The 21,564-nt window shown below is 39.7% G+C and carries 21 protein-coding genes; 12 read left to right on the forward strand and 9 right to left on the reverse strand.

The features are described 5' to 3' along the window. The first annotated feature begins 8 nt into the window (after positions 1-8). From QT16_RS14290 to QT16_RS14300, 3 genes are read left to right on the forward strand one after another with little or no spacing between them, the layout of a single operon-like run. Positions 9-542 carry a hypothetical protein gene (locus tag QT16_RS14290; RefSeq protein ID WP_039488825.1) on the forward strand — a complete coding sequence of 178 codons (534 nt, stop codon included), beginning with the start codon at positions 9-11 and terminating at the stop codon, positions 540-542. Continuing rightward, the gene (locus QT16_RS14295; protein WP_039488827.1) at positions 542-1,234 is read left to right on the forward strand and encodes a response regulator transcription factor; all 693 of its coding nucleotides are present in this window, start codon (positions 542-544) and stop codon (positions 1,232-1,234) included. Before QT16_RS14290 ends, QT16_RS14295 begins: the two co-directional genes overlap by 1 nt. Beyond that, positions 1,224-2,558: a sensor histidine kinase gene (locus QT16_RS14300; protein WP_052201252.1), complete on the forward strand. Its 1,335-nt coding sequence runs from the start codon at positions 1,224-1,226 to the stop codon at positions 2,556-2,558. The genes QT16_RS14295 and QT16_RS14300 overlap by 11 nt, the downstream gene beginning before the upstream one ends. Before the next feature lie 97 nt (positions 2,559-2,655). Here QT16_RS14300 and QT16_RS14305 read toward each other — a convergent pair whose 3' ends face one another. Beyond that, a complete protein-coding gene (locus tag QT16_RS14305; RefSeq protein WP_039488828.1) occupies positions 2,656-3,876 on the reverse strand; it encodes an alkaline phosphatase family protein in 1,221 nt (406 codons plus the stop codon). A gap of 162 nt (positions 3,877-4,038) precedes the next feature. Between QT16_RS14305 and dgt the strand changes: the two genes are divergently transcribed. Both dgt and QT16_RS14315 read left to right on the forward strand, forming a co-directional pair. Then, positions 4,039-5,505 carry a dGTPase gene (dgt, locus tag QT16_RS14310; protein ID WP_039488830.1) on the forward strand — a complete coding sequence of 489 codons (1,467 nt, stop codon included), beginning with the start codon at positions 4,039-4,041 and terminating at the stop codon, positions 5,503-5,505. A gap of 72 nt (positions 5,506-5,577) precedes the next feature. Next, positions 5,578-7,239: a hypothetical protein gene (locus tag QT16_RS14315; RefSeq protein ID WP_039488833.1), complete on the forward strand. Its 1,662-nt coding sequence runs from the start codon at positions 5,578-5,580 to the stop codon at positions 7,237-7,239. A 293-nt stretch (positions 7,240-7,532) separates the two neighbouring features. On the opposite strand, the gene QT16_RS14320 is transcribed toward QT16_RS14315, so the two are convergent. The 3 genes from QT16_RS14320 to QT16_RS14330 all read right to left on the reverse strand — a co-directional run bounded on the left by QT16_RS14320 (position 7,533) and on the right by QT16_RS14330 (position 9,595). After that, a complete protein-coding gene (locus QT16_RS14320) occupies positions 7,533-8,411 on the reverse strand; it encodes a bile acid:sodium symporter family protein (RefSeq protein ID WP_039488835.1) in 879 nt (292 codons plus the stop codon). A 95-nt stretch (positions 8,412-8,506) separates the two neighbouring features. Further along, positions 8,507-9,088: a uracil-DNA glycosylase family protein gene (locus QT16_RS14325; protein WP_002959163.1), complete on the reverse strand. Its 582-nt coding sequence runs from the start codon at positions 9,086-9,088 to the stop codon at positions 8,507-8,509. Between the two features lie 150 nt (positions 9,089-9,238). Further along, positions 9,239-9,595 carry a VOC family protein gene (locus QT16_RS14330; RefSeq protein WP_039488837.1) on the reverse strand — a complete coding sequence of 119 codons (357 nt, stop codon included), beginning with the start codon at positions 9,593-9,595 and terminating at the stop codon, positions 9,239-9,241. A 227-nt stretch (positions 9,596-9,822) separates the two neighbouring features. Between QT16_RS14330 and QT16_RS14335 the strand changes: the two genes are divergently transcribed. From QT16_RS14335 to QT16_RS14345, 3 genes are read left to right on the forward strand one after another with little or no spacing between them, the layout of a single operon-like run. Beyond that, positions 9,823-10,164: a hypothetical protein gene (locus QT16_RS14335; RefSeq protein WP_002959167.1), complete on the forward strand. Its 342-nt coding sequence runs from the start codon at positions 9,823-9,825 to the stop codon at positions 10,162-10,164. Then, on the forward strand, positions 10,161-11,762 hold the full coding sequence (locus tag QT16_RS14340) for a PepSY-associated TM helix domain-containing protein (protein ID WP_039488839.1): 1,602 nt from the start codon (positions 10,161-10,163) through the stop codon (positions 11,760-11,762). The genes QT16_RS14335 and QT16_RS14340 overlap by 4 nt, the downstream gene beginning before the upstream one ends. Continuing rightward, positions 11,759-12,094: a DUF3325 domain-containing protein gene (locus QT16_RS14345; RefSeq protein WP_007583595.1), complete on the forward strand. Its 336-nt coding sequence runs from the start codon at positions 11,759-11,761 to the stop codon at positions 12,092-12,094. The genes QT16_RS14340 and QT16_RS14345 overlap by 4 nt, the downstream gene beginning before the upstream one ends. Positions 12,095-12,316: 222 nt before the next feature. Here the strand turns inward: QT16_RS14345 and QT16_RS14350 are convergent, their stop codons facing one another. After that, on the reverse strand, positions 12,317-12,847 hold the full coding sequence (locus QT16_RS14350; RefSeq protein WP_024605217.1) for a lipocalin family protein: 531 nt from the start codon (positions 12,845-12,847) through the stop codon (positions 12,317-12,319). A 130-nt stretch (positions 12,848-12,977) separates the two neighbouring features. On the opposite strand from QT16_RS14350, the gene QT16_RS14355 reads away from it, so the two are divergent. The 4 genes from QT16_RS14355 (at position 12,978) to QT16_RS14370 (ending at position 15,339) form a co-directional block, all read left to right on the forward strand. Further along, positions 12,978-13,433: a YaiI/YqxD family protein gene (locus tag QT16_RS14355; RefSeq protein WP_002959175.1), complete on the forward strand. Its 456-nt coding sequence runs from the start codon at positions 12,978-12,980 to the stop codon at positions 13,431-13,433. A gap of 1 nt (position 13,434) precedes the next feature. Beyond that, positions 13,435-13,992: a DUF6942 family protein gene (locus QT16_RS14360; protein WP_039488843.1), complete on the forward strand. Its 558-nt coding sequence runs from the start codon at positions 13,435-13,437 to the stop codon at positions 13,990-13,992. Positions 13,993-14,011: 19 nt separating this feature from the next. After that, positions 14,012-14,404 carry an ACT domain-containing protein gene (locus QT16_RS14365; RefSeq protein WP_002959178.1) on the forward strand — a complete coding sequence of 131 codons (393 nt, stop codon included), beginning with the start codon at positions 14,012-14,014 and terminating at the stop codon, positions 14,402-14,404. Between the two features lie 122 nt (positions 14,405-14,526). Then, a complete protein-coding gene (locus tag QT16_RS14370; RefSeq protein WP_039488845.1) occupies positions 14,527-15,339 on the forward strand; it encodes a TIR domain-containing protein in 813 nt (270 codons plus the stop codon). A gap of 198 nt (positions 15,340-15,537) precedes the next feature. Here the strand turns inward: QT16_RS14370 and QT16_RS14375 are convergent, their stop codons facing one another. The 4 genes from QT16_RS14375 to QT16_RS14390 all read right to left on the reverse strand — a co-directional run bounded on the left by QT16_RS14375 (position 15,538) and on the right by QT16_RS14390 (position 21,432). Next, positions 15,538-16,194: a class I SAM-dependent methyltransferase gene (locus QT16_RS14375; protein ID WP_039488848.1), complete on the reverse strand. Its 657-nt coding sequence runs from the start codon at positions 16,192-16,194 to the stop codon at positions 15,538-15,540. 28 nt (positions 16,195-16,222) lie between these two features. Beyond that, positions 16,223-19,873, reverse strand: coding sequence for an AAA family ATPase (locus QT16_RS14380; RefSeq protein WP_039488851.1), 3,651 nt, complete (start codon positions 19,871-19,873; stop codon positions 16,223-16,225). After that, a complete protein-coding gene (locus tag QT16_RS14385) occupies positions 19,870-21,117 on the reverse strand; it encodes an exonuclease SbcCD subunit D C-terminal domain-containing protein (protein ID WP_039488853.1) in 1,248 nt (415 codons plus the stop codon). The genes QT16_RS14380 and QT16_RS14385 overlap by 4 nt, the downstream gene beginning before the upstream one ends. 78 nt (positions 21,118-21,195) lie before the next feature. Then, positions 21,196-21,432, reverse strand: coding sequence for a hypothetical protein (locus QT16_RS14390; RefSeq protein WP_039488855.1), 237 nt, complete (start codon positions 21,430-21,432; stop codon positions 21,196-21,198). Positions 21,433-21,564: the final 132 nt, after the last annotated feature.

Consider the following 21,564-nt stretch of genomic DNA (forward strand, 5'->3'; position numbering starts at 1 on the left):
ATACTTACATGAAACATATTTTTTTGAGCGCCTTATTTTTTTGCAGCGGGTTGTGCTATGCAAGCAGCTCTGCAATTTTTGACAAACTTAATAATGCAGACGAGCCATCACCACAAAGTATTTTAAAAAATATAGAAACCGAATACCTAAATACAGCCGTTATTGTAGAGTTTGAGCTAGAGTTCGAAAAAGGACAAACCACCTACGAGGTAACACTTTTTGAACAAAAACATAATCGTTTTATTGAATTGCTAGTTGATGTAAAAGGTAAACTAATTGAGCTTGAATACGCCCCGCCAGAGCTTGATGAAGACGACGAAGTTGCAGCCGCTAAATTAATGCGTAAAAAAAATTACCGCATGTATCAACTTGTCCAGTCGTTAGATTCAACACAAACACAATACTTAATAGAAGCTCAACTTGAGCAAGATATGGGCGTAACTTATATGGTTGCCACATTTGTATCGTTAAAAGGGCGCCATAAAAAAGCCATTGATCTCGCAACAGGTAAAAACCTACCACTACTGCGTTGGGGCAATTAATGAAATTACTTTTGGTTGAAGACGACAAACAAAACCGCGAGTTTTTATACAAAGCCTTTAGCGAGCTAGGCTACACCGTAGATACCGCACAAGACGGTCAACAAGCATTATTAATTGCCACATGCGAAGAACACGACGCGATCGTGCTAGACCGAATGCTACCAAAGCTAGATGGTTTGCAAGTACTTGCTGCGCTTAGAGCAACAGGAAAAACAACGCCTGTACTAATACTCTCGGCGTTAGATAAAGTAGACGACCGAGTTGCAGGCTTAAAAGCAGGTGGCGATGACTACCTTATAAAGCCCTTTGCGTTTTCGGAATTGGCCATTCGTGTAGAGAACATAATTAAGCGCCCTTTTCATAACCAACCACCACAAACCGCGTTAAGTTTAGCAAACGTAAACCTCGATTTTCGTCATCACAAAGCAGATGTAGCTGGGCAAACACTTAACTTACAACCTAAAGAATTTAAACTTTTACATTTTTTACTCGATCATAAAAATAAACTCGTTACGCGAACTTTGTTGTTTGAGTCGGTATGGGAATATAATTTTGACCCTGGCACAAATGTAATAGATGTACACATAGCAAGGTTACGTAAAAAGCTAACATTGCTTGGTGCTAAAGTACAAATAGAAACAATACGAGGCGTTGGCTACCGATTACAAGTAGAGCAAAATAATGATTGTTAACTCCAACCTTTGGCAACAATTTAACCCGCGTTTTAGTTCTGTATGGCGACTTACACTCGCGTTTGCCACCATTACATCGGTTGTTTTAGTGCTATGCGTTGTGCTTATATATCAGCTATTATTGGGCGAGCAAACACGCCAAGTAGAAAGGCGCTTAAACGCCGAGCAAGTTCGTATTGAAGGGCTTGCTAATGAATTTGATAAAGCCTCTTTTTTTCAGCAACTAGCGGTATTTCGTAACGAGGGCGAAATTTTAATATTTTGGCAAAGCGATGACGAGCAATTTCAGCAATTAAGCTTTTTACCTAACGATATTCCAAAGTTGCCAAACACCCTTGAGTTTCCTGTGCTCGACACCCAACGTGGGCAAATTAGGCTACTTACCACCGGTATTGTAAACACCAAACATGGCAATATTGTTATTGCCACAGCCACCGAACATTTAAGCCGCTTAATTACTGAATTTAAAACCATTGCAACCTGGGCTTGTTTGGTCAGCTTGTTACTTACCTGTGTGTTTGGCTATATTTTTGCGCGCAGGCATTTAAGGCGTGTAAATTATTTTAATAACGTAGTAGAACAAGTTCAAAAAGGTGATTTATCGGCGCGTGTAGTGCATAAACAACACGGTGATGAGTTTGTAAAACTAGCCAAACATATTAATACCATGCTCGACACCATCGAAGAAAACTTTGCCTTAGTGCAAGGCATTACCGATAACATAGCACACGATTTAAAAACCCCACTTACTCGATTGCGCTTACAACTAGAGCGCCAAGCAGTAAAACAGCCAGAGCTTGGGCTTGAAATAGAACAGCTTGATACTGTATTACATACCTTTGATGCCATGCTTAAATTGACTCGCCTTGAGCATGGGCAATTTCCGTTAAAGTTAGAACCTATAAACTGCCAAACACTTATTAATGACTTAATAGACATATTAGAGCCCAGTGCACAGCAAAATCAGCAGCATATAAATGTAATTAATCAGGGGGAGTTAGTACTTCAAGGCGATAAAAACTTACTTTTTCAGGCTTTATTTAACCTAGTCGAGAATGCTATTAAATACGCAGGTAATGAAGCAACTATACACATTACGCTTACCAGCAATCATATAAATATTAGCGATAATGGCAAAGGAGTAGAACCCACACAATTATCGCAACTCACTAAGCGTTTTTATAGGGGCGACCCCGCAAGGCAAAAAGAAGGGTTTGGATTAGGTTTAGCCACCGTAAAAGCAATATGTGAACGCCACCAACTTGTGCTTACTTTAACAAGCGACGAACGCGGCTTTACCAGCACTATAAGTGTATGTAACTAGTAAGGAGAACTAGTACAGGTAATGAGTATAAATATCTCTGCAGTTAAACATAAAAAAGCGGCTATTAGCCGCTTTAAATATCACAAAACCGGTCGGCTTAATGCACAACCACTTTTTGCTTAATTGCTGGCATTAATGTTTTACCATTGCCATCTACTTTGTTTAACAATTTAAGCCCCATCACTTTTGCAAGTACTGGGTAAATATCAAGGTTACTCACTTCTTTAAGGCTTATACCTTGTTTAAATGCAGGGCCTACAGCAATAAATGATGCTGCCATATCCTCGGTATATGCATAACCGTGAGTCCCTAAATAGGTTGGTTTTTTACCATTGGTAAATACCGCTGGCGCTGTAGTTTGCACCACAATATCGCCTACACGAGTGCCTTTATTGTAATGGTACGCTGCTAACTGCTCGTCAGTTAATACTGTATAACGACCGTTTGCTGCTTTTTGTAAACGAGCTTTATAGCCGGCTATATCTGCATTTATTGCATCGGGTTGAGTGTATATGAGTAAACGTGGACCGGTGTTTTTAACTAAAAAGTTTTCATCTTGAGGCAGTGTGGTTACATCAATGCTTTTATCTGGATCTATACTCGCCATACCATGATCCGAGACAATAACTAAGTTTACCTCTTGCTCTAATTTACTTAAGCGAGTTTGTAATTGCCCCATTAATTCATCAAGCTGTTTAACTGCATCTCGCGTTTGTGGTGCGTCTGGCCCAAATTCATGGCCCATGCTATCAACTAGCGAAAAGTAACTCGCAATAAAACGTGGGCGCTGTGCTTTTGGTAAACTTAACCACTGAATAATTTGATCAACACGGCTTTGGTAATCGCTGTATTTAGAATAGTGATAAAAGTAATCTGGTGTCATGCCGTTAAATAACGCATCTGACTCAGGCCAAAAATAAGTAGCCGATTTAAGTCCCTGCATTTTTGCTAAATTCCAAAGCGGAATCCCCTTCACCCAAGTGCTATCGCCCAATGCTTTGCCCATGCTGTAACAGTCGTTTTTACGCGCTTTATCACAAAAGCTATTATCAACAATGCCATGGTTTACCGGCAGTAAGCCCGTAATAATAGAAATATGGTTAGGAAACGTTTTTGTCGGATAAACAGGTATTAGTTTTTGTGCGCGAACACCGCGCTCGGCCATTGCTTTTAAATTTGGCGCACCGTGTTTTTCAATATAATCCCAACGCAGGCCATCAATTGATACAAGCACCACAGTTTGCTCTTTTGCAGCAAACGCGCTGTTCATTCCTAACATTAGGCAAATTGATACTGCCTTTAAAATCCACTGTTTCATTATAAACACCTATAAATGCACAACAATTACTCAAAAAATTATTTTAAAGCAAGTTGTTACTTTATGATACAAACTGATAGATTAAACCCTGTATATTAAAGACAAATGACTATGTGCTAAAAACTATGCCAGTCATCAATTGTAAAAAGGATAAGTATAAAGATGACCATAGATTTTAGTAAAAAAATAACGCCAGCACGAATGTATCGCACAACCTCTAACTTACAAATGGCGCTAGAAAGCGACCGTGGCCGTATTATTAACAGTGCCGCTATTCGCAGGCTTCAGCAAAAAACCCAAGTGTTTCCGCTTGAACGCAACGCAGCTGTTCGTTCGCGCTTAACTCACTCGCTTGAGGTACAACAGGTTGGTCGTTTTATAGTGCAACGTATTTTTGCAAATTTAAGCTACCAACAACAAAAAGATTACGGCTTAACCGATCTAGAACGCCCCCTAGAAAGCTTAGTAGAAATGGCCTGCCTAATGCACGATATAGGCAACCCACCGTTTGGACATTTTGGCGAAGCGGCAATAAACCACTGGTTTAATAACAACCTAGCAAGCGTAACACCCGAGCGCTGCAAAGAGCCCAATACCGGTATAGGTGTTGTTTTTAAACACCTTGCGCTTGATATTTGTAACTTTGAAGGCAACGCTCAAGGCATACGTATAATTCATTCGTTGCAAACGCTTAATTTAACTTACAGCCAAAGTGCTGGTATTTTAAAATACACTCGCCCTGCTGGGCTTGATGTAAAAGACATACCCCAAAATAAAAACTACTTAATGAAGAAAGTGGGTTACTACTACAGCGAAAAAAACTTTGTTGAAGCGCTACAAAAAGAGCTCACTATTGAGCAATATTGCCGCCATCCAGCAAGTTATATAATGGAAGCCGCCGACGACATTTCGTATTGCCTAGCCGATATAGAGGATGCTGTTGAAAAAGGGATCATAAGCACCGAATTCTTATGTAAACAGCTTAAAAGTCATTATAAAAAAGCACTCATAAACCTAACAATAGACGATACAGAGCACCAAACTTTTGTAGATAAAGCAGTTGACTACGCACATGAGCGCGCCAAAGCACAACCGTATAACTTTAACAGCGAATTTTTTATATACCTGCGCGTAGCACTTTTACATCCGCTAGTTGGACATGCTGCAAAACGCTTTATTGAAAACATAGAACCTATTTACCATGGCGACTTTAACCAAGCACTTTTAGAAGATAGGAGCCATCTACACGCTGTAACCAAAATGCTAAAGCAAGTGGCACTTGAGCATGTTTTTTCAAATAAAGAAGTCGAAAAATTAGAGCTGCAAGGTTATAGAATAATTAATGGTTTGCTCGATTGCTATAAACCATTACTGCTACTAAACAAGGATGACTTTAAGCGTGCACTAAATGGCGATTCACGTTTATTAATAGAGTCGCGACTTGTAAAAAAGCTCTCTAAAAAGCACTTAAACAGTTACCAACACGCAATAGATGCGATGCAAGAAGAGCCCGATCACTTTGCAGCGTATGAATTTTATTATCGCTGTAGATTAATTCAAGATTATATAAGCGGTATGACAGACCAATTTGCTTACGATGAATATCGCAGCCTTATGGTTATTGATTAGTCGTATTACTCTGGATAATTTTCAATTTTGCGCTTAAAATCAAACTATTAATATTTAAGCGCGCATAACTTTATGATATCAAAACTAATTAGATTTACCCTTTGCTTTGCCCTACTTTATAGTGCGCAAAGTGCTGCATACAACGAAGCTATGTGTATTTTAATTAAACAAGAAATGCAGCAAAACAGTAATAATAAAGCGAGTCAAAAATATCGTAAGGCAGCGCGTGATTACAAAAACAACTGTAATAAGCCAAAAGAAATTCAAGCACAACCAAAGCCACAAATAATAGAGCCAGAGCCAGCCATTATTACTCAGCCGCAACCTAAAATTGTTGAACCTGCCCCTGTAATACAACCCACTGAAGAAGCTGTTAAAGATAGCATCAACGAGCAAACCCTTAATTTAACTAATGATCAAAAACAACAAATAAACGATCAGCTAAATATCAATAGCAATAGCAATAGCAATAGTAACGAAATAGTAATTGGTGCACAGCCAACAACAGCAGTACCTGAGCAAGTAGTTACAGAGCAAAAAAACGAAGCTGTGATAGAGCAAGTAAAACCGGCAACGCCAGAGCAAAACGTTCAACCTACGCCTGAAAATCCTGTACTTGTAAAACCAGCACCGGTGTTAATTAAACCAGCGCCTGTAATTGCGCCGCAACCTGTAGCACAAAGCCCAAGCTCGTTACTTTTACCCACTTTAATACTTGTTATAGTGGTACTTATTGGCGCTATGGTCGTCGTGCGCTTGCGCCGTGCAAAACAAAGCAAAACGATGGCAGAACCGACTATAGCGGCTCCACCTGAAGTTAAATCAGAAAAAATTGCTACGCCAGCTAAACCTGAAACTACAAAAGAGCCAGAGATTGAGCCTGTTGTCATCAACGAAGTAACTCAAAATAATAAACCAGTTGAGAGCAGCGTAGAGGCTAATGAAGAGCCTTTAGAGCCTACGAACACTGCACAAAATGCTGATATTGAACATACACCACCGCAAATTTCAGATGAGCAAAACAACGTAGTTACATCATCGCAAACAAGAGAAATTGAGCCTGCACAAATAGAGCCAGCAGATACTTTAGAGCAAACAAGTACCGCTACGTTTAACGAAGTAAAGCAAAAACCTGAGCCTAATACAGCCGAGTTTGAAGCAGCAGCAAAAACAACCTTAGAGCGTATTAAAAATGCCAGCAGCTTTAATGAGCCAGAAGTACGCGACTTTGATCCAGATGCAAAGCCTGTAAAAAAACAACGTAAGCACCATACAGCGCAAGTAACGGAGCCTGCGCCAATAGAAGCCGAACACAACACTGTAGAGCCGGTTATTAGTACTCCTGAGCCAGTAACAGCGAGTGAGCCGGTTGTAGATTTACACGCACCAGAGCAAATAGCTGACGCTCAATCGACTACATATACAACAGAGCAAGACTTTAAAGAACCAGAGGTACGTACATTTAACCCAGATGCACCATTACCTGGTGAAAAGCCGATGCCTAAAAAACAAAGCGCAGCACCTGATCAAGCACAAACAACACCGCCTGTTGATGATCCACAAAGTGAGCCTAAAAAAGCAGACAGTAACAATCCATTTGCTAACTTGTCGTTAGACTCAAGCTGGGATCCTGACTCGACTGAAAAGCCCAAAATAGAAGAGAAAAAACGCGCGCCTAAATCGCAAGCATTAATAGATGCAGAAGAACGCGCTAAAAACATGCAAACCAAATAGTAAGTTTTAAAGTAGCGCCTCATATTTGAGGCGCTGTTTTTCACCGTATTACTTACACTCTTATCCCATCCTAAAATGCGCCTTAGTAATTAGAAGCTTCGCTCCTTGCGCGAGCAAGCTCAGCGCCTGGCGCAATATTCAAGCTTAAGAGTGCTTTATAAGCTTACAACTTATTGGCGCGATGAGTGCAGAGCATACATTTAACTGGTGGTATTTTTAGACTGGAGTTTAAGGCTACGTTATCCGCAGCCATAAATTAAAGTAACGTGGTCAACATGCCCTAATTAAAAGTCCTAGTTAACAGCCCTAGCGGTACGTTTATTTTTAAGCTTTAACCCGCCAATTAATAACAGTGGCCCTATAAACATGGCAAGGCCATACACGCCACCGGTAACTGCGTATTCTGGTTTATTTAAAAAGCTAATAGCGATTAAAATAGCTAACGATGCATTTTGAATTCCAACCTCAATTGAAAGCGTCAGCGAATCAGTTAAATTTAATTTTGAACATTTAGCAATTAGCCAGCCAACAACCATTGAACCAATATTAAGTGCTATGCACGCCCAAAATACGTCGTTAAATGAGTTAACTAATAAATCGCGCTCTTTTATTACTAGTGCGGCAATCATCATAAGCATAAAAAACAACGAGAAGCGTCTAAAAAACGGCTCTGCTTTAATGGCAAAATCACTTTTAAAGTGACGTAACCAAATTCCTATAGCAACTGGCACTAAGGTAATAAAAAATAATCCAAGCGATGTTGTTAAAATAGAAAAGCTAGCATCGTCCGCTGGGGCAAACTGGCTCATAGCAAAGCCAATAATAAACGGTGTGGTTATTATACTAATTGCGGTAGAGGCAGCGGTTAAACTTACCGAAAGCGCTAAATTAGCTTTAGCAAGCTGACTTACTACATTTGACATAGTACCGCCGGGGCAAGCAGCTAATATCATTAATCCAATAGCGATAGGCGTTGGTAGGTTAAATAAATAACACAGCCCTAATGCTAATAAAGGCATTGCTACAAGTTGGCCTATTAAACCCATGACAATGCCAAGCGGGTTTTTAAATAGACGAGTAAAATCGGTTGTTGTGAGCCCAAGACCCATACCAAACATAATAAGTGCAAGAGCGAGCGGAAGTATTACTTCGGTTAATATAGATGCATTCAAATTAGACAGCCTCGTTTGTTATTGTATTTAATTAGAGTGTTAATTTTTAAGTTAACTGTAACGTCCCTTTACAATAAATCCTAATGCTAGAAGTATTACTTATTTAAAATAGCAGCAACTTGCTTATCTAGTTCTGGAAGTACATCTTGTTCAAACCATGGGTTCTTTTTAAGCCATATATTATTACGCGGACTCGGATGTGGAAGCACTAAATAATTTGGCCAATACTCACGCCACGATTTTACTAACTCCGTAAGTGGCATTTTTTTAGTCTCTGGTAAATGATACGCCTGCGCGTATTTACCAAGCACTATTGTCAGCTCAATATTTGGTAGTGCAGCCAATAACTGCTCGCGCCATGCAGGGGCACATTCTTTTCTCGGTGGTAAATCACCCGACTTACCCCTACCCGGGTAGCAAAAGCCCATAGGTAAAATGGCTATATTATTAGCATCGTAAAATTCATCCCTTGTTAGCCCAAGCCATTCTCGCAGGCGGTTTCCGCTTGCATCATTAAACGGCACACCTGTTTCGTGAACTTTAATTCCAGGTGCTTGCCCTGCAATTAAAATGCGTGCGTTTGGGTTAAATTGTATAACAGGGCGAGCCCCTAAAGGTAAATGAGGTTCACAGATCACGCATTTACTAACTTGCTCTATTAATTGGTGACTATTCATATTTATTTGGCCTTAAATGCTTAATATTTATCCTAAATGGCCATTTAGGATAAATGAGTTGGTAAAAAATCGGTTTATTTTAATTAAAACGAGCGTTAGTTAGTAAAATCGTGATCTTTAAGCTCATTCGCGCTACAAGCCTTGTAAAACCTAGTGTTGCTCGGCCCATACAGCAAATTCATTGCCGCTCGGCTCTGCAAAATGAAACCGGCAACCACCCGGAAATTCAAAAATAGGTTTTAATATTGTGCCACCATGCAGTTGTACTTTTTTATACGTGGCGTGAATGTCGTTACTATAAAAAACCAATAGCGCAGCACCGTTTTGAGTTAGCGATTTAAGCGGCGCATTAAAAAAGCCACCATCAAGCCCTTGGCCACTAAACGCCGTGTATTCTGGGCCGTAGTCAGTAAACTGCCAATTAAATACACGACTAAAAAAGGCCTTAGTTGCGGGTAAGTCGCATGCAGGGAACTCAACGTAATTTAGTTTTTCGTGATCGCTCATCGTTATTCACTCTTTATTTTTACTCAGTTTATTAACCTTAAGCTTTACATAGAGCCTGTGCAATATCATTAAATAATATCAGATCAGTATTTTACTAAGTAACTAAGTAAGCATAACTTACTCAAAAGTTAAACATCACAAATGAGAATAACTATCTTTTGTATTTGTAACATATATAATAGCGCCTTTGTTTTATCCTCAGCTTTAAATAAAGGGATTAATTAACTATGCAGGCACCTTTGCACAGTGCGCCATTCGATAAGGTTAACGTGATTGCGCTTATAGTAAAAAGCGTAAGCAGTTATCGAGTTTTGGTATTTTTACGTTTTTTTATTGCCATAATTGGTGGCTATGCTTTTACCTCTGCAAGCACTGCGTTATTAAGCTTTGTGTTGCCAATAGCTAAACAAGACGCTGTGCTGTTTAGTGTTTCAATCAGCATTTTAATTTATGCCGTTGTATTTATTTATGCCTTTAGCGTTAAATCATTAAAAACAGTGTGGATCAGTATTTTACTAAGTACGGGAGCGTTCATTGGATTGCTTGCATTACTGAAGGGTTGGGTATGAAAGACAGCTTTTTCAGATCGATGACTTGGTTGCACACTTGGGTAGGGTTAATCGTTTGTTGGTTATTATATTTAATATTTTTTGCAGGGACTCTTAGCTTTTTTAGAGACGAAATAACCTTATGGAATCAACCAGCCATACATAATGTGCAAGCCCAAACACAGCGTATAGAAGCGCAAAAACAACAAATAATTACAGGGTTCGATTACCTAGCTAGCCATGGAGCTAACTCATCAAGCTGGCGTATTACATTACCTGAGCCACGCATTCCTTATTTAATTTATGGTTATGCAAAACCAAAAGAGCCAGGTCAGCGCCGCAGTAAGTTTGAAAACACACAGCTAAACCCTAATACCATGCAAGAGCTTGAGCCCTTTGTAGATACTAAAGGCGGTAACTTTTTTTATCGGCTGCACTATGATTTACATTACATGGATGCAATAACCGCACGCTGGATTGTGTGCTTTGCTAGCTTTTTTATGCTAATTGCCATTATATCGGGTGTAGTTATTCATAAGCGTATTTTTAAAGATATGTTTAGTTTTAGACGTAATAAAGGTAGCCGTACGTGGTTAGATGCCCACAATTTAAGCTCTGTGCTTGCCCTGCCTTTTCATTTAATGATTACTTACACGGGCATGATTACGCTCATATTTATGTTGTTTCCCTACCCTGCGCAAACGTCTTATGATGACGGCATGCGTGGCTTTTTTAACGATGTAACACCTCGCAATACCATGACCGATAAAGCCCAAGGCGAATTGCCAATGGTGCCAATACAACGTATTTTGGATCAGGTTTATACTAAGTGGCCTCATGCAGATATTACTCGCGTACAAGTTAATCAACCAAATATGGCAGCTTCAACAATTACCGTATTGGTAAGCGCAGGTAAAACACTACGTGACCAAGCACCACGCTTAATATTTAGTGGTGCTACAGGGCAAATGGTCGCTAAAACTGATGACGAGCTAACTAGCAGCAAAGCGCTTTACGAATCACTTAATTCAATGCATACAGGACGTTTAGCTACGTGGTTGTTGCGCTGGTTATACGTATTAGGCGGTATTGCAGGCTGTGTAATGATTGGCTCTGGCTGTATTATGTGGGCTAAACGAATTCGCGAGCGAACTAAAAATAACGTTAAACCTTCGTTTGGTTTAAAACTAGTTGAAGGGTTAAACCTAGCCACTATTATGGGACTACCACTGGCAACGTGTGCATTTTTTATTGCTAACAGACTACTTAGCCCAACTACCGCAGAGCGCGCCGATAAAGAAATACTCGCGTTCTTTTTAACATGGCTAGCGGTTGCTCTTTTAGCACTTATAAAGCGCGACACACTGCAATGGCGAGTTATGGCAGCTATAAATGCTGTTGCATGTTTAAGCGTACCGGTTATTAATGCACTTACAACTAACGGTAATATAGTTAGCTATTTGATGCACAAACAGTGGGCTTTATTTACTTTTGATGCACTGTTTTTGTTATTTAGTATATTGTTTTTTATACAAACCGAAAAATTACGTACTGCTAAAAACAACTCAAAAATAATCAGCCCTAGTCAATCTAATAACCTTAAAAGGCAAAAACCATGATTGATTTACTTGGGTTTAGCCTATGCCTGCTCAGTTTTAACTGTTTTGCGCTGGCTAAGTATAATCATTTTAAAGATGTATTTAAAAAACGCCCTACAGAATCCCAACGTAAAAAGCTGCTATTAGCTGCTTGGATCAGTATTTTACTAAGCTTGGTGCTTTGTATAGTTACTCAAGGTGGTTATGGAACATTACTATTTTGCGGGTTTATGAGCCTAAGTGTCTTAATTATAATGGTTTTTTATAATTTTTTAGTAGGCTACGTAAAGTGGTTTAGTGTTTTAAATAGCGTGTTAGTTGTACTAAGTGGGTTGTTTTTAGCATTAAACTAGCCTTAGTTAGTAAAAACGTGATCCGCTACTTTCCCATAGATTAGGCAAAAAAAATGGCAAGCTATATAGCTTGCCAACAATAGGGGATATTCAGTGTTTCCAATACTTGCTGTCTCACGGCAAGTACACACAATATAACCATAATATATTTAAGTTACTTTACAGTTCGGTGACTCTTTTATTACTACTTTAAAAACGTATATAACTAACTGTAAACCCCCTTTACATAGTCTCTTGGTTTACCCAAATTATTTCATCGGTAGCAAAGCCCAGCTCTTTAGCTTTAGTTAAAAAGTGTTCTTTAAGCTCTTTGCTAACCGTTGGTGTACGCGACAGAAACCACAAGTAATCTTTGTTGTAACTGGTTATAAATGCATATTGATAATCAGGTTGGTCAAGTTCAAAAATCACGTAAGCGCCATAAAATGGACCAAAAAACGAGACTTTAAAATGCCCGGTGTCAGTGCCCTCAACAAACTTGGCTAAGCCTTCGGCGTCATCCCATTTTTTATCATCCGTTAAATACCCTTTGTTAAGGACCTTTACTGTGCCGTCGTCGTTAATTGAATAAGTCGCGGTAACTTGCTCCATACCTTCTTCGAATGAGTGATTAAGACGCGCTATTTCAAACCACTTGCCTTTATATTTTTGTATATCAAAGTTTTTAACGGGTGTTATTCCCTCCGGAGGGCTGGTGCAGGCACTAAGAAAAAACAACCCTGTAATAAGTAAACCGTATTTTATAGCCTTCATGTAAGCTCCTTTTTTAATTACATAAATAGTACGTATTATCTAAATATAGATGGATATAAAGTTTGCTAGCCGATTAAAAAAATTTGCTATAGGATCATATTAATTCTAAAGCAATAAAAATGACCATAGCATGAAAATTTGGGTAGATGCAGACGCGTGTCCTGTTGTTATAAAAGAAATACTTTTTAGAGCTGCAGAGCGTATGAAAATCGAGACTATTTTAGTGGCTAATCACGCAATGCGTATTCCGCCGTCAAAATACATAAGCCGCGTTCAAGTATCGTCGGGATTTGATGTAGCCGACGACGAAATAGTAAAACGTGTTGAAAAAGGCGATTTAGTTATTACAGGCGATATTCCGCTAGCAAGTGAAGTAATTGATAACGGCGGGCAAGCGCTAAACCCACGTGGTGAGCTTTATACCACCGAGAATATCCGCTCAATACTTAACGTGCGCGACTTTATGGATACCATGCGCTCAAGTGGCGTAGAAATGAGTGGTGGGCCGCCGCCACTTAGCCAAACCGATCGCCAAAATTTTGCAAATAACCTCGACCGTATTTTAGCGCAAAACAAGGCTAACTAACTTGAATACCCAATTAGTTGGCTTAGGTGATACGCAATTTAGCGTGGCGGTATACTTAGCAAAAGCGCCGCCAATGCCGTTTTTTGAAACACTTGAATGCCTAGAACCGGTTATAAATGAGCAAATAAATACCATAAACCAGCACTGTGGTAATGGTTGGCGCAAAGTGTTTAACGTGTATGCAAAAGTGCTATTTGCCCTGCCAAGTGAGCATTATTCATTTGCCAAACAAGCCCCTACTTGGCAACAATATCGCGATGAATTTTTACTGCAAAAAAACAGTAAAACCGCCCTGCTATTTAGCGCGCCCAACATTACTATTACGTGTGCAAATAAAGCTACTAGCAATAAAAACCAGCTACATATAATTGCTGGGCGTACGCACGCTAAAAACTTATTACAACAAGGTAAGTTGCATGCACAATTTGATTGGCTTGACGACGAGTTTGCAATAGACACAACTAACAACATTATTGTGTGCCCATATTTTGATTATAGACAGTTAAGTAATATAAAAATTGCGAGATTAAGCGAGCTAGTCGCGCAGCTAAAAAAATAACACATTGTAAGGAACGACCATGGCCGGAATTTTAGAGTTAAACGAATTATTAAAATCAATGCAGCCAGCGCTTAAGCAAGGCGAGTATATTTTTTGTTGCTTAGCAGGGAAATTGGCTGATTATGTTCACTTAGAGCCACTTGCCACTTATGTTGAAGAAGAAGGGCTAACCCTTATTTTAAAAGCTGAAACCGCCGATAAAGCAGGTATTACTTACGAGGGTAAATATAATTTAATTACCCTTAACGTACATTCAAGCTTAGAGGCCGTTGGGCTAACAGCTGCGGTATCTGCAAAGCTAACTGAGCATGGCATTAGCGCTAATGTGGTAGCTGCGTTTTATCACGACCATATTTTTGTACAAACAGACAAAGCACAAGCTGCAATGAAAGCGCTTGGAGAGATTGGTTAGGATTTTTGCTAGTATGGTAGCAAGCTAAACATTTTAGTATTAATGTAATAAGCAGATACTAAAAACATATAACTTTATTCTTATTGCTAAAAGAAAACTCAATTAAGTAAGGAGACAATAAGTTGAGAAAACCAAGACTATTTATAGCTTCTTCAGTTGAAAGCTTACCCGTAGCTGAAGCTGTAAATGTTAATTTAGACCATGAATTTGAAGTAACGCTATGGAAAAATGGTACTTTTAAACTCTCATCAACAGTGATCGATGATCTTGTTGAAAAGTCGTCATTTGTAGATTTTGCACTATTTATATTTGCTCCAGAAGATATCGCTACGATCCGAAATAGACAAGAACATGTCGTAAGAGATAATGTAATTTTTGAAATGGGATTATTCGTTGGAGCTATAGGTAAATCTAGATCATTTATCCTGAAGCCTCGCGATATTGAAATGCATCTACCAACCGATTTATTAGGAGTAACTCCTGCTGATTATGATTCTGGACGTTCTGATTATGATTTGGTTTCAGCGACTAACCGTGCTTGTACATTAATTAAAGCTGAAGCAGAAAGGCTAGGAGTGATCAATAATCAAAATAGCTCTGGGATAAAAAGAAATATTGCGAATCCATCAGTTTATAACCTTAAGGCACAAGATTATAAATTTTTAGCAGCTTGTCTACAAAGTTATACGTCTGACCCTGATGGTCTCCCATTTTATAGAATTTCTAATAACTTTAGTTCTACAGATGACTCTATTTTGCAAATATCGTTGATCAAGTTAGAAAGAATGGGATATTTAAGTAAAGCTATTGAGACAGATCAACATAGTGAATGCGATTTTTATACTTATTCAATAACCGAGATGGGGATTGATATATTGCTGCAGAATGAAGACTTACTTCAACCTCAAGGCTATAAACCTGATATACAATTTTAAGTTTACATTACACTATGTGAGCTACCATTTAACTTCCCCGTCGGGTGGCGCTTCGCTTAACCGACCTACGCTTAGAGAAACTTCGGAGTTTAGAGAGGTTATATTAAAACACCGAACTTGTTAGTTCGGTGTTTTAATTGAAGCTAAAGAGCGAGTGCTTATTTAGCTTGTTTGGTATTGTACAAATTTAATACAACGTTAAACTACATACCCACTAAAACCTAGCGCTTTAAAATACAGCTTTGGAATGCCAAATTTGCACTCATTTAGCAGTTCGCTAAAGCGCATTCTATCGAGCGGGTAAAACTCATTTTCTAGGTCGTGTCCCATTTGTGTTTTACCGGTTTCGGTTAAACCCAATTGCGCGCATGTGGTAAGTTGAGCTTCGCGCTCAAACGTCGTTTCGGGACGCATTAAATCAGCAATATAAAGGAGTGCATCTTTTTTAAGATTGCCCTTCATTGCTTTTAATAACTCTTTTTTATCGCCGTTATCTTCTAAAAAATGCATTACTAATAAACATAAAACGGCATCGGCTTTAACCGATAATTTATCAACGGGGCCATTATGTACATCTACGCGGCTTGTTATGCCTTGTTCATTAAATTGCTGCTGTGCGATAGCGAGCATATCGGCTGATGTATCTTGCGCAGTAAATTGCCATGTAGGGTTTAGTGCAGCCAGTGCAAGTACTTCTTTGCCTGTGCCTGCCCCTACTACCAAAATATGCGCATTGTCGCTTAGCGTTGCTTGTAGTTGCGCATTAGTAAGCTGATGTAATAATTCATAACCAGGAACTAAACGGGTTATGCGGCTATCGTATTGTGTTGCTTGCTCGCCTGTAAACGTTGGCATTGTATCTCCTTGTTTTCAGTAATGTTGCTTATAAAACTTCAACTGTGGAATATCCACCTGGCTTTTTGGCTACATGCACTTGAGTGGCTACACGCTCGCTCATTTGTGTTACGTGCGATATAACGCCTACTTTTCTGCCTTGTGCTTGCAAAGAATCCAAAGCGTCCATTGCAATGCTTAGGGTTTCGCTATCTAACGTACCAAACCCTTCGTCAATAAACAAAGAATTGATTTGTACTTTGTTAGACGAAAGCGATGCTAAACCAAGTGCAAGCGCTAGCGATACTAAAAATGACTCACCGCCCGAGAGCGTATTAACAGAGCGTTGCTCGTCGGCCATGTCGCGGTCGATAATTGCAATGTCGAGCGTTTGCGCTATGGCGGTTAATTCGTAGCGTTTGTTGAGTGTTTTTAAATGGCTGTTGGCATAGTGCAGTAATATTTTTAACGTTTGTGTTTGTGCTAAGTTACGCATAGTTTTACCCGTTGCATCGCCCAATACTTTATTAAGCAAATGCCACTGCTCTACCTGTGTTTTAAGCGTAGTTAACTCAGCTTGTTTGCCTTCAAGCGCCTTTGCGTTTTGGTTGTGTTGCTCAATAGCGGTATTAGTTGCTAGTAATGAATTTTGCAGCTGCGTTTGTTGCTCATTTAAGCTGCTTAATTGCGTACTTAAAGCCTCTGCACTTTGTGTTGGCTTATCGCTACTGTTGTGTTTTTCAAGCGTAAGTTGCTGCTGTTTTAATGCGGCATTTGCATCTGTTAACGCTTGAGTTAACTGCTCGTGCTGAGTTAAATGCGCTTTAATAGTCTCGCTACTTAGCGTTAGTAAAATTTTGACCTGTTCGTGCGTAACATCGCTGTATTGCGCTTTAAAGTCAGCAAACCACTGGTTATAACGTGCCTCAAGTGTTGCTAGTTCTTGGCTGTTTTCAAGTAAGCGTTGCTCCACATTTTTAAGCGTTATAGCGTGTTCATCTCGTTGTTTTATAGCGTCGTCATAGGCTTTTTGACTCGCTTGAACCTGCGATTGCTTTTGCTCTTGCTCACTTGTGAGTTTTGCTTGATAGTCGTCTGCGCTTATTTGCTCGTTATTAAATAAAGCTAAGCGCTCACTTTGTACCGCGTCTAATAGCGCTTTAGCTTTTACAAACTCTTCATTAAGTGCTTTTAACGATTGCTCGTTTTTACTAACAAGCGGGCTAAGCTGCTTTATTTGCTCATTAGCTGTGTCTTGGCGCTTTTGGCTTTGCTCAAGTTGCGTTTGAGTTTGCTGATACTGCGTAACCTGCTTGTTCAGCTCGGTAAGTTCAAGCGTATTGGCTTGTAATTGCTGCCAAAAATCACTGTTTTCAAATTGATTATTGAGCGTTGTACCCAGCTCGTTAATTTGCGCACTTAGCTCGCTATGCTTACTCGTTAACTGGTTTTGCTGGTGTGTAAGCTCAAGGTGTTTATTACTCAACTGCTGCTGTACTTGCTGCTCTGCTTTAAGTGCTGCTTGTAGCTCATTTACTTTGGTTTGCAGTGTACGTTGGCGTTTTTGTTGCTCAAAGTATTGCGCTTTTTGCTGCGTTAATTGCTTATAAGTTACTTCAAGCTGATCAGGCGTTAAGTCGTTAAGCTCATTACGTGCGCCTTGCATGGTATTTTTAATGTCGAGCTGTTTGGCTTTTGCTGTTTGTATTATTTGCTCAAGTTGTCCGTGTTCAGCAGTTAACACAGCATGTTGAGTTTGGTGCTTATGCAGCTCGCTTTGTGCATGGTCAAATTGCTTTTTAGCTATATTAAAAGCATTTTCAAAATCAATAATTAAGTTATTTAATTGCTGATTTTGATTTACCGCATACGGGTGATCCGTTGCGCCGCACACTAAACAAGGCTCATTAGGGCGAAGCTCAGTGCGTAAATGCTCTACGTTTTCGCTGGCTCTTAAACGCGCTTGGTTAAGTGCGTACTCGCTGCCTTTAAGTGCTTGCTCGCTAGTTATTAAATGCTGATTAAGTAAAGCATGGGCTTGCTGGCTTTCATTTAGCTGCTGATTGAGCACTTGCTGGCGTTGAGTGCTTTGTTTTAGTTCTGCGTTAAATTGCTTATAGCGCTCTCGCTGCTCTTTTAAGTAATCAATACTTTTTAACTGCGCGTCGCAGTGCTCTGCATTAAATTCATTAAGCTGAGTATTTAAAACCTGCAAAGCTGACTGCTCGCTCGTAAGTAACGCCTCGCACTGCTGCACTTTATTATTTTGTGTATTTAAAAGATCGCTCTGACCTGCAAGCTCGGTATTAAGAGTTTGGCTTTGTGCAAGGTTTGCAGTTAATTGCTGTTGTGCATTTAAGTAGGTATTAAAGCTTTGCTGATAGTAGCTCCAGTCTTTTGCTAAAACGTGCAGCTGTGCATGCTCATTAAGCCATTGCTGGCTTTTAGTTGAGTCGGTATTAGCGAGTTCTAGCTCGTTATTGCTTTGTTTAAGCTGCTGTGTGAGTTCATCAAGTTGAGTTTGCTCTTTGGTTATTTGCGACTCTGTGCCTTTTACAGCTTGAGTTTGCAAGGCAATGCTGCTGTCGAGCTCTCTCGCTTTTGCTATAACGGGCGCTGCATTTTGTTTTTGCTCATTGGCGTTATTAAGTAGCTCAGTATGCTTAGCAAGCGCGGTATTACGCTCGTTAATTACCGCTAAATGATCAACACTTTTAAGTGATGTTATTTGCTGCTCTAACGCCGTATTTTGATCGGTTAATTGAGTAAAACGGCTGCGGTTATCTTTTATTTCAAGCGCCTGCTTGGCTTGTTTTGCCTGCTCGCTTTGTGAGGTAATACTTTCAAGCGCTGAGCTTGCTTGTTGCTGGGTTTGCTGTGCCTGCAGTAAGCTTTGCTCAAGCACTGTAGCTTGCTGATACCAGTTAAGTGCTTTTTCGGTTTTGGTCAGCTCTTTTTTAGTGTGTTCGGTTTGCGCTTTTAAATCGGTTAACTTGGTTTGTTGTAGCTCAAGTTCTTCTGGTGTTAATAAGGTATAGCTTTCAAGGCCTGCTTTAAGCGCTTCAAGCTTTGCTACTTGCTCTTTATAGCGCTCAAAAATACGCACGCCAATACGGCTAAATTTATCGGTGCCTGTTAAACACTCTAAAAGTTGTGCTCGCTCATCGCCAGTGGCTTTTAAAAATGCAGCAAACTCATGTTGCGCTAAAAGTACGGCACGGGAGAACTGCTCAAAGTTAAGCCCTATTTTGCTCTCAACTTCTTTTATTGTGTGGCTTTTGTCAGCTATTAAAGTTTCGTCTGGCAGGGTAATTAATGTGTGCTCTGCTACTTTAAGTTTGCCTGTTACTTTTTTATGGGTGCGTGAAATTGTATAGCGCGCACGATAAAGCTGTTTATCTTGTCCTAAAAAGTCGACCTCGGCGTAGCCTTCCCATGTGCCTCTGCGTAGCAAGTTTCGCGCATCATTAAGCTTAATGCTGTCGCCGTTAAACTCAATTAAGTTACCTTTATCGCCGCGCAGCCTCGCTGTTTTTGTATAAAGGGCTAAACAAATAGCATCTAAGAAGGTACTTTTACCAGCACCGGTATCGCCTGTTATCGCAAATAAGCCTGCATCTTTTAATGGGGCTTTAGTAAAATCTATTTCAGCGTCAACTATTGAGGCTAAATTATGAATACGAACTGCGGTTATTTTCATAGTTGTTCTTGCTCCGTAAGCTCGTTTATCACATCACTTAAAAGTGCTTTTAGCTCATCGGGTACGCTTTGCCCTGCCATGTCTTTATCGTTTGCGAATGCTTGTTCTAATAGGTTTAGTGGGTTGAGCATTTCAACTTCGCTTAAATCTTCAAATACGGTGTTGTCGTCATTTTGCGCTGATTGCTCACGTACACGTTCAATACCACAAAATTTAATATGCTTGCCTTCAAGTGCTTGTTCTATTTGTTCTCTGAAGGTGGTGTCGGTATCGCTTGATTTAAGCTTTACACGTAAATAAGGCGCTATTATATTTTGTGCGGTGTCGAGCGCTTTAATTTGCTCGCATAGTTCGCTTAATGGTACACACTCCCCTTTTGGTAAAATAATCACATCGGCAGAGCGTGGAATGTAAAGGGGGTTTACAGTTGTACTAATATGTTGTTTTTCATCAATAATAAACTCAACAACATTTACTTGGTGCGTGTAGTTACGCTCTGAAAACGACATAGGGATAGGTGTGCCGCTGTAGCGAATAATATCGCTTTTAGCGACTTGTTGCGCTTTGTGTAAATGCCCAAGGGCAACATAGTTGGCTTGTTTACCAAATACATTGGCTGAAATAGACTCCTCACCACCTATCACTAAGTTACGCTCAGAATCACTTGAGATATCCCCGCCTTTTGCGTGTAAATGTCCCATAACTATTAATGGTGAGTTTTGCTCGTTTATATTAGTAGCTTGTTCTAGTGCAAGCTCGTAAGCTTTTGCAACGCCTTGAGCATAACTAGGGCCGCTTTCGGTTTGGCTAAGTAAACTTACATCGCTTGCACGTAAAAATGGCATAGCGACGATTACAGCGCGTTTACCATTGGTATTTATGGTAATAACAGTTTCATCGGGTGTTGCGACATCAAAGCGCCCTACTACGTGAGTATCAAACTGTGCAAGTAATGGCTGAGCTGCCAAAATACGATTTGCAGAGTCGTGGTTACCCGCAATAATCACTACATGTAATAATGGGCATGCTTTTTTGGCGTCTTTAATAAATTGATAAAGCTGATTTTCGGCGCTAGCACTTGGAGTCGCTGTATGATAAATGTCGCCAGCAACTAGAAGTAAGTCTATTTGTTGTTCAACAAGAGTGGCTAATAACCATGTAAAAAAGGCTTGATGTTCAACACGGCGATCGTGTTCGTAAAATTGTTGGCCAAGGTGCCAATCTGAGGTGTGGAGGACTTTCATGTCGCGCTCTTAATAAAACCGTAAGAGCGCCAATATACCCAAGGCTGTTAAAGATGCAAGCCTAAGCCGTGCATTACCTTAGGTTAAACTGGACCAAGCTGAAAAAACAACCGGTAATGCTAAAAGTGCCATTAATAATGGAATTTTTAACGTTTTAGTTTGTTTTGCGTGTAGCGCCTTTAATGCATTAGTTTCGTTGCACGCTGCTACTTTATCGATATAAAAATAACCCGAATCGAGATACTGCTTACAGTTATTCTCACTTGCTGGAATCGCAATTAGTTCTTGTTGTTTTTTTAGGATGTAAAAATCCATAAGCCCACCGCATTTCTTGCTAGTAATCGATATTAATTTGAGGATAAATGTGACGAATTTATTTTCCTCAAATAAAAAGGTTGGCGATTTTAAATATAAACTGCACTAAAGATCAACCTAAAATTGAACTAT

Origin of the sequence: Pseudoalteromonas distincta, from assembly GCF_000814675.1 — a bacterium.
GTDB lineage: Bacteria > Pseudomonadota > Gammaproteobacteria > Enterobacterales > Alteromonadaceae > Pseudoalteromonas > Pseudoalteromonas distincta.

What these genes read in the sequence shown, in the direction of transcription:
- QT16_RS14290 (WP_039488825.1), top strand. Translation starts at nt 9, where the DNA reads ATGAAACATATTTTTTTGAGCGCCTTATTTTTTTGCAGCGGGTTGTGC.
- QT16_RS14295 (WP_039488827.1), top strand. Translation starts at nt 542, where the DNA reads ATGAAATTACTTTTGGTTGAAGACGACAAACAAAACCGCGAGTTTTTA.
- QT16_RS14300 (WP_052201252.1), top strand. Translation starts at nt 1,224, where the DNA reads ATGATTGTTAACTCCAACCTTTGGCAACAATTTAACCCGCGTTTTAGT.
- QT16_RS14305 (WP_039488828.1), bottom strand. Translation starts at nt 3,876, where the DNA reads ATGAAACAGTGGATTTTAAAGGCAGTATCAATTTGCCTAATGTTAGGA.
- dgt (WP_039488830.1), top strand. Translation starts at nt 4,039, where the DNA reads ATGACCATAGATTTTAGTAAAAAAATAACGCCAGCACGAATGTATCGC.
- QT16_RS14315 (WP_039488833.1), top strand. Translation starts at nt 5,578, where the DNA reads ATGATATCAAAACTAATTAGATTTACCCTTTGCTTTGCCCTACTTTAT.
- QT16_RS14325 (WP_002959163.1), bottom strand. Translation starts at nt 9,088, where the DNA reads ATGAATAGTCACCAATTAATAGAGCAAGTTAGTAAATGCGTGATCTGT.
- QT16_RS14330 (WP_039488837.1), bottom strand. Translation starts at nt 9,595, where the DNA reads ATGAGCGATCACGAAAAACTAAATTACGTTGAGTTCCCTGCATGCGAC.
- QT16_RS14335 (WP_002959167.1), top strand. Translation starts at nt 9,823, where the DNA reads ATGCAGGCACCTTTGCACAGTGCGCCATTCGATAAGGTTAACGTGATT.
- QT16_RS14340 (WP_039488839.1), top strand. Translation starts at nt 10,161, where the DNA reads ATGAAAGACAGCTTTTTCAGATCGATGACTTGGTTGCACACTTGGGTA.
- QT16_RS14345 (WP_007583595.1), top strand. Translation starts at nt 11,759, where the DNA reads ATGATTGATTTACTTGGGTTTAGCCTATGCCTGCTCAGTTTTAACTGT.
- QT16_RS14350 (WP_024605217.1), bottom strand. Translation starts at nt 12,847, where the DNA reads ATGAAGGCTATAAAATACGGTTTACTTATTACAGGGTTGTTTTTTCTT.
- QT16_RS14355 (WP_002959175.1), top strand. Translation starts at nt 12,978, where the DNA reads ATGAAAATTTGGGTAGATGCAGACGCGTGTCCTGTTGTTATAAAAGAA.
- QT16_RS14365 (WP_002959178.1), top strand. Translation starts at nt 14,012, where the DNA reads ATGGCCGGAATTTTAGAGTTAAACGAATTATTAAAATCAATGCAGCCA.
- QT16_RS14375 (WP_039488848.1), bottom strand. Translation starts at nt 16,194, where the DNA reads ATGCCAACGTTTACAGGCGAGCAAGCAACACAATACGATAGCCGCATA.
- QT16_RS14380 (WP_039488851.1), bottom strand. Translation starts at nt 19,873, where the DNA reads ATGAAAATAACCGCAGTTCGTATTCATAATTTAGCCTCAATAGTTGAC.
- QT16_RS14385 (WP_039488853.1), bottom strand. Translation starts at nt 21,117, where the DNA reads ATGAAAGTCCTCCACACCTCAGATTGGCACCTTGGCCAACAATTTTAC.
- QT16_RS14390 (WP_039488855.1), bottom strand. Translation starts at nt 21,432, where the DNA reads ATGGATTTTTACATCCTAAAAAAACAACAAGAACTAATTGCGATTCCA.